General features: G+C 46.4%; 12 protein-coding genes. 10 read left to right on the top strand and 2 right to left on the bottom strand.

The window, feature by feature from the left end:
* Positions 1–260: 260 nt before the first annotated feature.
* A complete protein-coding gene (locus AC0VXX_RS15570; protein WP_475515009.1) occupies positions 261–1094 on the bottom strand; it encodes a mechanosensitive ion channel family protein in 834 nt (277 codons plus the stop codon).
* A 205-nt stretch (positions 1095–1299) separates the two neighbouring features.
* On the opposite strand from AC0VXX_RS15570, the gene AC0VXX_RS15565 reads away from it, so the two are divergent.
* The 3 genes from AC0VXX_RS15565 (at position 1300) to udp (ending at position 4543) form a co-directional block, all read left to right on the top strand.
* Positions 1300–1758 carry a hypothetical protein gene (locus tag AC0VXX_RS15565; protein ID WP_475515008.1) on the top strand — a complete coding sequence of 153 codons (459 nt, stop codon included), beginning with the start codon at positions 1300–1302 and terminating at the stop codon, positions 1756–1758.
* A gap of 286 nt (positions 1759–2044) precedes the next feature.
* Positions 2045–3220, top strand: coding sequence for a type III PLP-dependent enzyme (locus tag AC0VXX_RS15560; protein WP_475515007.1), 1176 nt, complete (start codon positions 2045–2047; stop codon positions 3218–3220).
* Positions 3221–3784: 564 nt separating this feature from the next.
* Positions 3785–4543 carry a uridine phosphorylase gene (udp, locus tag AC0VXX_RS15555; protein ID WP_475515006.1) on the top strand — a complete coding sequence of 253 codons (759 nt, stop codon included), beginning with the start codon at positions 3785–3787 and terminating at the stop codon, positions 4541–4543.
* A 162-nt stretch (positions 4544–4705) separates the two neighbouring features.
* Here udp and AC0VXX_RS15550 read toward each other — a convergent pair whose 3' ends face one another.
* Positions 4706–5458 (bottom strand): outer membrane protein OmpK, encoded by a 753-nt coding sequence (locus tag AC0VXX_RS15550; RefSeq protein ID WP_475515005.1) that lies wholly within the window; start codon positions 5456–5458, stop codon positions 4706–4708.
* Positions 5459–5740: 282 nt separating this feature from the next.
* Here AC0VXX_RS15550 and AC0VXX_RS15545 point away from each other — a divergent pair, with 282 nt between their 5' ends.
* The 7 genes from AC0VXX_RS15545 to AC0VXX_RS15515 all read left to right on the top strand — a co-directional run bounded on the left by AC0VXX_RS15545 (position 5741) and on the right by AC0VXX_RS15515 (position 13587).
* Positions 5741–6196: an NfeD family protein gene (locus AC0VXX_RS15545; protein ID WP_475515004.1), complete on the top strand. Its 456-nt coding sequence runs from the start codon at positions 5741–5743 to the stop codon at positions 6194–6196.
* A 31-nt stretch (positions 6197–6227) separates the two neighbouring features.
* Positions 6228–7154 carry an SPFH domain-containing protein gene (locus AC0VXX_RS15540; RefSeq protein ID WP_475515003.1) on the top strand — a complete coding sequence of 309 codons (927 nt, stop codon included), beginning with the start codon at positions 6228–6230 and terminating at the stop codon, positions 7152–7154.
* Positions 7151–8086, top strand: a complete 936-nt coding sequence (locus AC0VXX_RS15535; RefSeq protein ID WP_110457041.1) for an SPFH domain-containing protein — start codon at positions 7151–7153, stop codon at positions 8084–8086. Before AC0VXX_RS15540 ends, AC0VXX_RS15535 begins: the two co-directional genes overlap by 4 nt.
* Positions 8087–8224: 138 nt before the next feature.
* Positions 8225–10426: a DNA helicase II gene (gene uvrD, locus AC0VXX_RS15530; protein ID WP_475515002.1), complete on the top strand. Its 2202-nt coding sequence runs from the start codon at positions 8225–8227 to the stop codon at positions 10424–10426.
* A 105-nt stretch (positions 10427–10531) separates the two neighbouring features.
* Positions 10532–11392, top strand: coding sequence for a 4-hydroxybenzoate octaprenyltransferase (gene ubiA / locus AC0VXX_RS15525; protein WP_475515001.1), 861 nt, complete (start codon positions 10532–10534; stop codon positions 11390–11392).
* A 145-nt stretch (positions 11393–11537) separates the two neighbouring features.
* Entirely contained in the window at positions 11538–12554 is a 1017-nt protein-coding gene (locus tag AC0VXX_RS15520) for an IS110 family RNA-guided transposase (RefSeq protein WP_475514106.1), read from the top strand.
* 478 nt (positions 12555–13032) lie between these two features.
* The gene (locus AC0VXX_RS15515; protein WP_475515000.1) at positions 13033–13587 is read left to right on the top strand and encodes a hypothetical protein; all 555 of its coding nucleotides are present in this window, start codon (positions 13033–13035) and stop codon (positions 13585–13587) included.
* Positions 13588–13690: the final 103 nt, after the last annotated feature.

Here is a 13690-nt window from a genome sequence, read left to right as displayed (position 1 = left end):
ACTGCGGTTTTGTTCTGCATGGGTGCAACGTTCAGTATCAAATTAGCTTAAGCTTACGGTCAGGGCTGCCCGAATTTGATGGATAATTATGGATAAAGGTCACCTCAAATGATGTGGTGCTCAAAGGGGTATTAGGCAAAGATAAAGCCATGCTACTCGCTCAGGTCGAACAGACATTACAGGGCTATACCACTGCGGCATGAATGGCAGCGAGGCCTGTAAGGCCAGCGATTAGCGTACAGGCAATGCTAGGGCTTGGTTTACTTTTCTATATGGATCTCGCGTATCGGGCAGGGTATTTCAATACCAGCCTGCTGCAGAGCATGAATTAAAGCCAGATTTACTTGGTATTTCTTTTGGTGGTAATGGGCAGTTGGAACCCAATAACGCACACCGATCTCTAGCCCTATGCTATTAAAACCATTGATGCCAATTTGTGGTGCAGCCTGCTGGCTAACATGTTCGCTGCGCTCTAACACCTGACGTATGATGGCAATGACTTGGTCTACGTCACTGTTGTAGTTAATATTAAAGTGGTTATTAACCAATTTATTTTCAAACGAGTTATGCAGTATTTCGCCGACAATATGTTTGTTGGGAATACTGATCACCTCGCCCTCTTCATTGGTCAGCAGGGTTAAGCCAAGATGGATACTCTTGACGACACCGCTGACCCCTTTAATTTCAATCGTATTGCCGACCACAAAAGGGCGAGTCACAATAATCGTGACGCCAGCCGCGTAGTTGGCGAGCATGCCTTGCAAGGCCAGCCCTGCGCCTAAGGATGCCGCGCCGATGGCCGCGACCATGGGGGTGATACTGATCCCTAGCTTGCCCAGCGCAATGATCCCCACCATCACTACTATGATGATCCGCACTAAGTTAGAGACAAAGTTGCTGAGGGTGATATCGATATGATGTTTTTCAAATTGCTTAGTAACTAAGTTAGACACCTTGTTAGCCACCCACAGTCCAAGCAGAAAGACCAGCAGTGCGCCAACGAGCTGAAAACTGTATTTCACCAAAAATTCGGTCAACATGTTGTAGACATTTTGCAGCTGAGCAAGCTCCTGCTCTAAACCATTCTCATTCATAAAGTTGTTCCTGACACTGAGGCAACGAATTGTCGTTAAGGTTACTTAATTTTCAAGAGTTTGATAATCACTATCTGCTTAAATCACTCAATCGGCTTAATGCGTGATTGAGCTCAAGCTATGGGCATCATTTTCTAAGTTGGGGATTGGGTTAAGTTATAGTTCAACGAGGACAAATTGATAAATAGTTTAATTAAGGAGTGATATGAAAGCGTTGCTATTAGCGTTAACCTTGCTGGCATCGATGAGTGCCCAAGCGGTGACTCTAGTGGTGGAAGACAACCTTAAGGCGGTGGAGCTACAAGATCAGCACGAGCAAACCTTGGTGGTAGATCAAAGCACTCGCATCGTGCTGTTTAGCCGAGGCATGAAGGGGGGGGACATCATTAAGGCGGCGCTAGAGTCGCTACCACAGGCGGAGCAACCAGAAGGCTTAGTTTATGTCGCCGATATTAGTGGCATGCCATCACTTATCGCCAAGTTTGTCGCCATACCACAAATGCAGGAGCTGCCTTTTCAAATCGCCTTAGACCGAGAGGGGCAAGTCACGCAGCAGTGGCTGGGTAATAAAGACACTGCAACGGTTATGCATCTGCAACAGCTCAAGATTGTTGCCATAACTCAAGTGGACACGCCTGAAGCGCTAGTGGCTGCGATAAAATAGTTCGTTACATATTACATCGGTTATCTTGATGTTGCGCAGTGTTGGGTAAGACTAACGCTGCGCCGCTCATATGCCAATCATGGCCAGTTTGGTGCTGCTACTTGTTTGTGCATGGCGTGATTGGCTGAGTTTTACCTCCTCGTTTATCACCATCTCTTGCTGAATAAAAAGTTATCTTTGCAGCATTAAAATTCATTGATATTAGGGCTGAAATAGCGTTTACTGCGGATGATTTTTAATCAGTTTAACTCACACTATTTTATACTGCTATGGAGATACTGGCGCGATGAGCCAATTTCAATCTATTGATGTTAATGATTATTATGACTCTGAGACATTTGAGCGTATTAAATCGTTTGCCCAAGATAAGCCCACACCATTTGTGGTCATTGATACTAAGATTGTTGCCAAGCAATATCAGGCGATGGTGGATAACTTTCCATACGCCAGTATTTACTATGCGGTTAAGGCCAATCCCGCGCCGCAAGTGTTAACCCTGCTGCGTGACAAAGGCGCCAATTTTGATATTGCTTCAATTTACGAGCTCGATATGGTCACTGAGCTTGGTGTGAGCTGCGATAGAGTCAGCTATGGCAATACCATCAAGAAGCGCGTCGATGTGCGGGCGTTTTTTGCTCGTGGTGTACGTATGTTTGCCTCAGACTCAGAAGCCGATCTACGGATGTTAGCCGAAGAGGCGCCGGGGGCGCGCGTTTATGTGCGGATTTTAACTGAGGGCACTCATACTGCCGACTGGCCTTTATCACGTAAATTTGGCTGTCAAAATGAGATGGCCTATGACCTACTCGTGCTGGCTAAGGCATTGGGGCTTGACCCCTACGGGATCTCGTTTCATGTGGGGTCGCAGCAACGTGACATTGGCGCATGGGATTCGGCGATTGGTAAAGTCAAAAGCATCTTCGATCGCCTCAGTGAGGAGCACGGTATTATCCTCAAGATGATTAATCTTGGTGGTGGTTTTCCGGCTAACTATATCGATAAAACCAATCCGCTGGAAACCTATGCTGAGCAGATAACGCACTTTTTGCAGGAAGATTTTGGCGATAACTTGCCAGAAATCATCTTAGAGCCCGGCCGCTCTCTGTTGTCTAATGCAGGGGTATTAGTGTCGGAGGTGGTGTTGATCAGTAAGAAGTCGCATACCGCATTAGAGCGTTGGGTCTTTACCGATGTTGGCAAATTTTCTGGCTTGATTGAAACCATGGATGAGGCGATAAAATTTCCTATCTATTGTGAGCGTCAGGGCGAACTGGATAAGTGTGTGATTGCAGGGCCAACCTGTGACAGTGCCGATATCATGTATGAGCATTACCATTATGGCTTGCCCAGTGATTTAGCCATTGGCGATCGTCTCTATTGGCTCAGTGCTGGCGCCTATACCACCACCTATTCGGCGGTGTGTTTTAACGGTTTCCCCCCGCTAAAAGACTATTATTTATAGGTGTCGCGATTGATAATCCCTCAATGTTAGCGATACAGAAACAGTGGCGAGCCTTACGTGTTAATGCTCGCCAAACCATTAGCAACTAAGGCATTGATTGGCCTAATCAGTAAACCGTCACGGTTCTTTAGCGTCCTTGGTAGTGTATGCTGAATCAATCACTTTGCCTTGTTATGTGCAAGATGTGCAAGCCACTGCATTCTACCGTTAGCCACAGACCCCCCATCTTATTACCGCAAGCGGCACTATCATCTTTGATTGATATTTATCGGTACTGTTTTTTATTGGTACATTTTTTATTTTAAATTAATAGCTTAGTTGTTGTAGTTGTCGTTTCCCAACCCATTCAATCACTGGTGGTTAAATCTGCAAGAATGCTGGAAAGGTGGCTGCCAACTGCTATATTTGCTGTTGCTCCAAGGTAAGTTGTTTGGTAAATCGCTTACAGCAAAACATCTACTGCTGGCAAGCAAAGTGTGATCAAGTTAACCTTACTGGCTTGCATACTAGGTTAAAGTCCGATTTAGCAGAATTTTATAATCAAAACTGAAAGAGGTTTTCATAATGTCAGATGTATTTCATTTAGGCCTGACCAAAGAGATGTTGCAAGGTGCAACACTTGCCATCGTCCCGGGCGATCCTGAGCGTGTTAAGCGAATTGCTGAGCTAATGGACCAACCTACATTTCTTGCTAGCCACCGTGAATATACCAGTTATCTCGCTTATATCGATGGTAAGCCAGTCGTTATTTGTTCAACGGGTATTGGTGGCCCATCAACCTCTATTGCGGTAGAAGAGTTGGCGCAACTCGGCGTTGATACCTTCCTACGTGTCGGTACTACAGGTGCTATCCAGTCCCATGTTAATGTTGGTGATGTGATTGTTACCCAAGCTTCGGTTCGTCTTGACGGCGCGAGCTTACACTTTGCCCCCATGGAGTTTCCTGCGGTAGCCGATTTCGAATGCACTACTGCGTTGGTTGCAGCTACGCGTGAAGCGGGCATCGAGCCACACATAGGTATAACGGCTTCTTCCGATACTTTCTATCCAGGTCAAGAGCGTTATGACACTGTCAGTGGCCGCGTTACCAGTCGTTTTGCGGGCTCAATGAAAGAGTGGCAAGCGATGGGCGTACTCAACTATGAGATGGAGTCGGCGACACTATTTACCATGTGCGCCAGCCAAGGGTGGCGAGCAGGCTGTATTGCGGGTGTTATTGTTAACCGCACTCAGCAAGAGATCCCTGATGAAATCACTATGAAGAGGACTGAAACCAGTGCAGTGTCGATTGTGGTTGCTACAGCGAAGAAGTTGTTGGCATAACGGCTGATATTAGCTGTGGCGTGATAGCTGGCATGCATTTTTACTAGCGATTCATGGTTTCACAGGTATATAAAAGGCGCTGAGTAGCGCCTTTTTGCTATGTACTGTTTGGTCAGCTCGTTAGCGGCAGGTTAACCGTACAAGGCTTACCTCATCTTAGGCTTAGAAGTGATATTTGGCGATCACTGAATAGGTATTTTGATCTACGCCTTTAACGCCATATTTATTTTGCCAGTAGTCATACTCAACACCGACAAATAGTTGGTTTTTCTTGTGTTCGCCGAAGATCGCGGCGCCAAGGTCGTATTTAACCTGTGGGTTAAAGTGGAAGTTCTCTTCATAACCTTGGTTATCGGCAGAAAAGACCCAATCGATATAACCGTCGAATACGATGTTGCTGTTACCTACTGGGAAATCCATTCTAAAGGTGGGAGTCACTTGCCAACCATCGCTTAGGTTACCGCTGCTGATCGCGTCACGACGGTAGGTGTTAATGTTGAAATAACTAAAGTAAGGCACATTAAGGTCCATACCGATACCATACAAGAAACTGGTAACTGGGCCTTTACCTTCTTCAAGCATAAATGCCCAAGATAGATCGGTTATTGGACCAAAGCCAATTGCTTGACCGCTGATCTTACTTGCACTTAAACGTGTTGAAATTTCACCATACGTGGTGTCGTCTTCAGACAGGTTTGAGCCGTGAAAGTAGGTGATATCTTGGAATGCAAACCAATCACCATAGATCCAAGCGCCTGCGGTTTCGACAGTCACGGTTGTTTGTTTGTCCGATGCAGCAAGATCATAGTCATTACCGTGCAATGCCGTTACACTCAGATCCCACCACTGTACTAGCTCATCAGCCATAGCGGGTTGTGCTACTAAGAGAGCAAGGGCAAGCCAATTCTTTTTCATCAATCTTCACCTTATTTTGAGTTTTTATTCGGACGTAATTTAAAACAGTCGTTATATTATTTGAGTTGTGGTGGTTAGGTTAAATGGTCACAACCCCACAGCGGCGGCAAGTATAAATGATTTCTTTAAGCGGCCAAAACACTAAACAATGCGCAAGGCTAATAATTATGGACTCTGTGGTTAAGGCCACGATTTACAGACCAGATGCGTGACATAATATGTCGCACGCGGTGATAAGAGCTGTTATAGTCAATATTTAATGCGCTTATTTCAGGGGGAAATATGGTGTTGTCAAACCCGTTGATGATATGGATAGTGATCGGCATCGTGTTGATGTTAGCTGAGATTGTCTTACCCGGTGGAATTGTTATTTTATTGGGGGCTGCCTGTTTGGTGGTGGCTGGGGCGTTAGCCGTTGGATGGGTTGAGGGCTTAGTGCAAGCGCTCACCTTGTGGTTTATTGCCTCTATGGTGTTGCTGTTAGGCTTTCGTCACGTCACGCAAAAGTTAGTCGGCGGTGATTCACATATTGATAATACCGATGAGGAGATGGATTTATATAATCAAACCGCGATAGTTAAAACGGTGATTGGTCCCGCACAGATACGTGGGAGAGTTGAATTTCAGGGGAGTGAGTGGCCAGCGTTAGGCGATGGCAGCGAGATCCCTGTGGGTGCAACTGTCAGAGTGATATGTCGTGACAATATCGCCTTGGTGGTTGAACCAATATCAGAGTAATAGCGATAAGCTATGTAAAAGGATGGAATCTATGTTTGTATTTACCTTAGTGGTGTTATTTGTTTTTTTTATTTTATATAAATTGCTGTTGATCGTGCCGATGCGAGAGGTCAATGTGATTGAACGTTTAGGCAAATTTAGGGTGGTGTTGCAACCTGGGTTTCATTTTTTGATCCCCTTCTTCGACCGGGTTGCTTACAAGCATGACACCCGAGAGCAAGTACTCGATGTACCACCGCAAAGCTGTATCTCAAAAGATAATACCCAACTAGAAGTTGATGGACTGGTGTATCTCAAGGTGATGGACGGGAAACTGGCCAGTTATGGTATAGAAGATTATCGCCGCGCCGCAGTCAACTTAGCCCAAACCACCATGCGATCAGAGATAGGTAAGTTAAGTTTAAGTCAGACCTTTTCTGAACGTGACAGCCTCAATGAATCAATCGTGCGTGAGATAGATAAAGCGTCCGACCCTTGGGGGATCAAGGTGCTGCGTTATGAAATTAAAAATATTACCCCCTCCTTTAAAGTGATCCACACCCTCGAAAAGCAGATGGAAGCCGAGCGCCGTAAGCGCGCCGAGATAACCTTAGCCAATGCCGAAAAAGCCGCGATGATTAATCTGTCTCAAGGTGAGCGTCAAGAAGCGATTAATATTTCAGAAGGACAAAAGCAGAAACGCATCAATGAAGCCCAAGGCACGGCGCAAGAGATTGCCATTATTGCCAGAGCTAAAGCCGAAGCCATGACCCAGGTGTCTCAAGCCCTTGCGCTAGAGGGAGGCAACGAAGCGATGAATATGCAGCTTAAAGAGCAGTTTATTGTGCAGGTTGGCAAAATACTTAATAAGGCCGATATTTCGGTGGTGCCTGCCGAGCTGGCTAAACTGGAAGGTTTCTTCGAAGGGATGGAGCAAGTGACCCAAGCGGTTGGGAAAGCAAAAGGAGATCGCTCATGATTGCAGGTATAGACACAGACTTGATTGTAATGGGGATTTGGGGATTAATTTTTGCGATTTTCGTGATCAAGTTATTCCAATCTATTCGCTTGGTGCCCACTAAGTCGGCATGTGTGGTTGAACGTTTAGGTAAGTATCACTCGACGCTCGATGCTGGCTTTCATGCCTTAGTGCCCTTTGTCGATAAAGTGGCTTATGTTCATGATCTTAAGGAGGAGACCATAGATGTACCGCCCCAAGAGTGTTTCTCTAGCGATGAAGTCAATGTGGAAGTCGATGGGGTTATCTATATCTCGGTAATCGATCCGGTAAAGGCCAGTTATGGGGTAACAGATTATCGCTACGCCGCCATTCAACTTGCGCAAACCACCACGCGCTCTGTGATAGGTACCTTAGATTTAGACCGCACTTTTGAAGAGCGTGATGTGATCAGCGCGAAAGTGGTCGAGGTGTTAGATCAAGCGGGCGCCACATGGGGAATTCGGGTGCACCGCTATGAGATCAAAAATATTACCCCACCAGAAACCGTGAAGAATGCCATGGAGATGCAGGTCAACGCCGAGCGTGAGCGCCGTGCACTATTGGCAAAAAGTGAGGGTGATAAACAGAGTAAAATTAATCGCTCTGAAGGTATTAAAGCGGAAACCATTAACCATTCAGAAGGTGAAATGCAGCGCCGCATAAATGAAGCCGAGGGTAAAGCAGAAGAGATCTTAGCCATCGCCAAGGCAACTGCCGAGTCGATTGAGCGTATCGCCCAGGTGATCTCAGCGCCGGGGGGTAAAAACGTGGTGCGTATGCAGCTTGGTGCCCAATACCTACAGCAGTTTGATGGCCTAAGCCAGAATGCCAGCAAGATAGTGTTGCCTGGCAATATGATGGACTTTGAGCATTGGATGGACAGCATGGGGCTGGAAGAGAGTAAAGATTAAGTAACCCACTTAATTGAAAAGCCGGTGCCATTGCGCCGGTTTTTTTATACCTGCATCGCAATGCGTTAAAAGCCACGCAGCGTATGACCTAGGCGCCGGCTCCTGTTATACTGCCTGCCTGATTTTTTGGAGGCAAGAATGGACGTATCTTCTTTACTTGACGGCTTAAACGATAAGCAGCGCGAAGCCGTTAGCGCACCACAATCTAGCATGTTGGTGTTAGCGGGCGCGGGCAGTGGTAAAACACGCGTATTGACCCACCGCATCGCTTGGTTGATGCATCATGAGCAGCAGAGCCCCTATTCTATTCTTGCGGTCACCTTTACCAACAAAGCCGCCGCCGAGATGCGTGAGCGGGTTGAGAAGGTGAGTGGCAGTAATATGGGCCGCATGTGGATAGGCACCTTCCACGGCCTAGCTCATCGTTTGCTGCGCACCCATTATCAAGACGCTAACTTGCCTCAAAGTTTCCAAATTCTTGATTCTGACGATCAGCTGCGCTTGATTAAACGTATTTTAAAAAGCCTTAACCTTGATGAAAAACAGTACCCTCCGCGTCAAGCTCAGGGCTACATCAATGGTAAAAAAGATCAAGGTTTGCGCCCCAAGCATATCGATACCACGGGTTTTCCCATCGAGCAAAATCTGCTGAAGATCTATCAGGTATACCAAGAGTCTTGCGACCGTGCTGGACTGGTGGATTTTGCCGAAATCTTGCTACGGGCTCATGAGCTGTGGCTCAATAAACCGCATATTTTAGAGCACTATCAAGCGCGTTTTAAAAATATCCTTGTGGACGAGTTCCAAGATACCAACGCCATTCAATATGCGTGGATCCACGTGCTAGCGGGTAACAGCGCCAATGTGATGATTGTTGGTGATGATGATCAGTCCATTTATGGCTGGCGCGGCGCGCAGGTCGAAAATCTGCATAAGTTCTTAGATGATTTCCCCGACGCGAAAACCATACGCCTAGAGCAGAATTACCGCTCCAGCGCCAATATTTTGAATGCCTCGAACGAGCTGATCGCCAACAACCCAGATAGACTCGGTAAAAAGCTGTGGACCGAAGATAAAGCCGGTGAACCGATTGGGCTCTACTGCGCCTTTAACGAAATGGATGAGGCGCGTTTTATTGTTGGCCGTATCATGGACTGGCAAGATATGGGCGGCAATTTAAGCGATTGCGCGATCCTTTATCGCTCTAACGCCCAATCACGGGTGCTTGAGGAAGCCTTGCTGCATAAAGGGATGGCTTACCGTATTTATGGCGGTTTGCGCTTCTTCGAACGCCAAGAAATTAAAGATGCCATGGGGTATCTGCGGCTCATCAGCAACAAAAATGATGATGCCGCTTTTGAACGTGTCATTAACACGCCCGCTCGCGGTATAGGGGGGCGCACTCTGGATATTTTACGCTCAACGGCGCGTCAGCAAGAGTTAACCCTGTGGCAGACCTGCTTGTCGGTGCTCGATGAGAAGTTGCTCAGTGGCCGAGCGGCAAATGCGGTGCGTGGCTTTATGGATCTTATCGTTAACTTGCAACAAGATACCGAATCGCAATCTTTGCACCGTATGACAGATCATGTGATCCAAGCGTCTGGTCTTAAAGCCATGTATGAAGCCGAAAAGGGTGAGAAGGCCCGTGCTCGAGTAGAAAACTTGGATGAGTTGGTGACCGCGGCGCGCACCTTTGTGATGCCAGAAGATCTGGAAGATATGGGCGAACTCAACGCCTTCTTGTCCCATGCGGCGCTCGAAGCGGGCGAAGGCCAAGCCGATGCCTTTACCGATGCGGTGCAATTGATGACGCTGCATTCGGCCAAAGGACTTGAGTTTCCACTAGTGTTTATGGCGGGCGTCGAGGAGGGGATTTTCCCCAGCCAAATGGCGATGGATGAGGGTGACAGGCTCGATGAAGAGCGCCGCCTCTGTTATGTGGGCATGACCCGCGCCATGAAGCAGCTCTATATTACCTATGCCGAATCACGGCGCATCTATGGCCGAGAAAACTTTGCCAGACCGTCACGGTTTATCAAAGAGATCCCCAGTGAATATGTGCAAGAAATTCGCTTAAAGGCACAGGTAACGGCACCGACTAATCGGTTTAGTAACCGGATTAATAATGCCATTAGCGAGAGTCGCAACCGCCCTGTAAGAGCCGTTGCTGGCCATGAATCTGGTTTTAGTATTGGTCAACGGGTGGTGCATTTTAAGTTTGGTGAAGGCAAGGTTATTGATCTTGAGGGCAACGGCGAGCAAGCGGTTATTGAAGTGAACTTTGACGATGTCGGCCGTAAACGGCTTAAAATTGCCTTTGCTCGCTTAGAAAAGGTATAGCCATGGGTGGTACAAATGGCTTGAAAGTGGTCGTATGTCAGTCATAATGTCAGCCATATTGACCTCAGATCACAGGCCAAGCGGTGTTTAAGGGAGCCTCATCAGATGAACTTACGGGATAAAATTAACGCCTATTTGCGTCTTGCACGCATGGATCGGCCCATCGGTACCTTGTTGCTGCTATGGCCTTGTTTAATGGCCCTTGTACTGGCGGCTGGTGGCATGCCAGATACTAAAGTACTGATTATTTTTATTATTGGCGTGGTAGTGATGCGTGCGTGTGGCTGCATCATCAATGATTATGCTGATCGTCATGTCGACTCTTATGTCGAGCGCACTAAATCACGACCTTTAGTCAGTGGTGAGGTGTCGGTAAAAGAAGCGCTGTGGCTATTTGTGGCATCAGGCTTGTTGGCGTTTGGGCTAGTGCTGATGCTTAATCCATTAGTGGTGCAACTGTCGGTGGTAGGGATTATTTTGACCATCATCTACCCCTTTACCAAGCGCTTTACCAACATGCCGCAGATGTTCCTTGGTATTGTGTGGAGTTGGTCAATTCCCATGGCCTATGCGGCGCAAACGGGTGAGGTGCCAGCAGAAGCGTGGTGGTTATTTGCGGCCAACTGGTGTTGGACCGTTGCCTACGACACTATGTATGCCATGGTCGATCGTGATGATGATTTGAAAGTAGGCATTAAATCGACGGCGATTTTATTTGGCCGTTTTGATCGTCAGATAATCGGTTTGTTTCAATTAGCCGCCCTTGGTTGTTTTATTATGGCGGGCTTAAGCGCACAACGTGGTTTAGTCTTTGGCTTAGGTATTATCACCTTTGTCGGCTTTAGTCTGTACCAGCAAAAGCTGATTTATGGCCGCGAGCGCGCGCCCTGTTTTAAAGCGTTTTTAAATAATAACTGGGCGGGGTTAAGCCTGTTTATGGCATTGGGTATCGATTATCTAATCTAAATGGGTTAAGCGTGTTGCGTTAACGGTCGCAGATGCAAGTCGAGATGAATGAGTCATTATGGGGATACCTGTAATGACTTAATTAGATGGTCCGCCTCACCCCTAAGCTAAGCTTAGGGTTAGGCAATCAAAGAGGCGAACCATCATGTCTACTATTAAAGTCATTGGGATCGATTTAGGCAAATCTTCTTTTCACCTTGTTGCTCATGACCATAGCGGTCGAGAGCAATTTCGAAAGCACTTATCTCGTACAAAACTTATTGCGTTTTTAGCTCAAACACCCGCCACCATCATCGCGATGGAGTCATGTGGTGGCTCACACTGGTTAGCCAGAAAGTGCCAGTCTTTTGGGCACGAAGTTAAACTCATTCCCCCGCAGTACGTTAAACCTTACGTTAAAACCAATAAAAATGATTATATTGATGCCGATGCGATAGCGGAAGCATCAACGCGCCCATCGATGCGCTTTGTTGGTGTTAAAACTGAAACTGCTCAGGTTATCTCAGTGCTCCAACGTATTCGTTCTAGTTACGTAAAAGAGCGTACCGCGTGCATGTCCCGTATTGGAGCTATCTTGCTTGAATTTGGTATGAGCTTCCCTAAAGGACATAGCAAGATGAAAGCCTTGTTTCAATGGCTTGCCGATAATAAAGAGCCCATTCCTCCGATGTTAATGCAGGAGCTAATTGAACATCATGAATACTATGAACAACTTAATGAGCGTATTGCAGGACAAGATAGAAAGCTGAAACAGCTTGTCGAGCAAAGTGAAGACGCTCAATTGCTGAAATCTATTCCTGGTGTAGGAGATTTAACAGCAAGCCAGTGCTTAGCCGATATCTCTGATGTGAGTCACTTTAAAAACGGGCGCCAGTTAGCTGCGTGGATAGGATTAGTCCCACACCAATACTCAACTGGCGGTAAAAGCACGTTATTAGGAATAAGTAAGCGCGGCAATAAAGCGCTAAGAACCTTGTTCATTCATGGTGCTCGGTCGATTTTATCTAGGCCTGAAGTCGCGGTGGCGGTATTTGGAGAATGGATACTTGAGCTTAGAGCGAGAAAGCCATTTAATGTAGCAGTTGTTGCTTTGGCGAATAAATTAGTGCGGATAGCGTGGTCAGTGTTATCGACCAAGCAAGCATTTGAAGTAAGAGTTTAACCCGAGTTTGCAGATGATAGAGAAGATGACAGAACGGTCAGACCACTAGATTGAAGACCTGACATAAAAAACAGCAACGCAGTATGCTTTTGGCTTTTTGAGGACAATCTAGCGCGGAACTCATCGTGGAGCGGGTGGTAAGCACCTAATGAAGACTCCGAATACATTAGCGCAAACCAACCTCGTTATCGAAAATATCATTTGCAATAACGAGGCGGACCATACATTTTTTATGGGTGCGGTATTTGATGGGGATAAGGGGCATTTATCTGTGTAATGAGCCAATTGAGAAATTTGCTGCTGGATAATGGCATAATAGCTCAGGACTATTAGTGCAAAAAAACAGCGCCGAGAGCGGCAGTCGCGCGGGGGTAGTCTAAGCTTATGTGAAGAGTTAATTGGTGTGATCATCAGCTACACATGAGTATAAATTGTTGTTGGATGTGATAGTGACGATGAGGTTATGCAGGAGAGTTTCATGCTTAACACAGACGTTGCATTTGAGGTGGGACAGTGGCAAACCTATGAGCTAGCGCTATTGCTGACTGCGGGAGCAATAGTATTATTTTGGCTCGGGGTATCCTTGTTTAAACGTCGTGGGATTGGTTCCTGGATTGTGGTGTTATCTCTTAGCAGTGGTTTGATAACATTGTGTTTTTTCAGTAGGACAGACGCAATGGTGTTGCAGCAGATTTTATTGCAAGGACAGAAAATTGAAGTGGTCAATGGGGAGTTAAACTATGGTGAATATCATTTTCCCTATATGGCGAAACATGAAATAGATTACCGTGAAATCCACCTCGATAAACGTACTATTAAACTCTATCATTCAGGCCACTTACCCAGTGCTCGCTGTTATCGAGGCTTTTATAGCCATAATCTTATTAACGCGAATAGTAGCGTGCGTCTCTATATTCATTGGTTTGATAGCCCATATCAGTACCGCCAGCAAGATTATATCCTCAGGGCGCCTTGTATCTTAAAGATTGAGCAATTGCATGATAAGGCCCGAGTGGCCGTCGCCAGTAACTAACGCCGCAGACTCGCTATCCTCTGCAATAAATAATCCTATTTCGAGCTGGCACAAAAAAAGCCAGTTGATATAAGCAACTGGCTTTTTTACGTTATCGACACTG

The organism is Shewanella sp. QJM3NY_23, from assembly GCF_056173105.1.
The sequence above is the reverse complement of the archived record's forward strand: the minus strand, read 5'-3'. Positions and strand labels throughout refer to the sequence as shown.

Bases quoted from the DNA above. Each gene is read 5' to 3' on its own strand.
- AC0VXX_RS15540 (WP_475515003.1), top strand. From the start codon at position 6,228: ATGTTTGTATTTACCTTAGTGGTGTTATTTGTTTTTTTTATTTTATAT.
- ubiA (WP_475515001.1), top strand. From the start codon at position 10,532: ATGAACTTACGGGATAAAATTAACGCCTATTTGCGTCTTGCACGCATG.
- udp (WP_475515006.1), top strand. From the start codon at position 3,785: ATGTCAGATGTATTTCATTTAGGCCTGACCAAAGAGATGTTGCAAGGT.
- AC0VXX_RS15570 (WP_475515009.1), bottom strand. From the start codon at position 1,094: ATGAATGAGAATGGTTTAGAGCAGGAGCTTGCTCAGCTGCAAAATGTC.
- AC0VXX_RS15565 (WP_475515008.1), top strand. From the start codon at position 1,300: ATGAAAGCGTTGCTATTAGCGTTAACCTTGCTGGCATCGATGAGTGCC.
- AC0VXX_RS15550 (WP_475515005.1), bottom strand. From the start codon at position 5,458: ATGAAAAAGAATTGGCTTGCCCTTGCTCTCTTAGTAGCACAACCCGCT.
- AC0VXX_RS15535 (WP_110457041.1), top strand. From the start codon at position 7,151: ATGATTGCAGGTATAGACACAGACTTGATTGTAATGGGGATTTGGGGA.
- AC0VXX_RS15560 (WP_475515007.1), top strand. From the start codon at position 2,045: ATGAGCCAATTTCAATCTATTGATGTTAATGATTATTATGACTCTGAG.
- uvrD (WP_475515002.1), top strand. From the start codon at position 8,225: ATGGACGTATCTTCTTTACTTGACGGCTTAAACGATAAGCAGCGCGAA.
- AC0VXX_RS15515 (WP_475515000.1), top strand. From the start codon at position 13,033: ATGCTTAACACAGACGTTGCATTTGAGGTGGGACAGTGGCAAACCTAT.
- AC0VXX_RS15520 (WP_475514106.1), top strand. From the start codon at position 11,538: ATGTCTACTATTAAAGTCATTGGGATCGATTTAGGCAAATCTTCTTTT.
- AC0VXX_RS15545 (WP_475515004.1), top strand. From the start codon at position 5,741: ATGGTGTTGTCAAACCCGTTGATGATATGGATAGTGATCGGCATCGTG.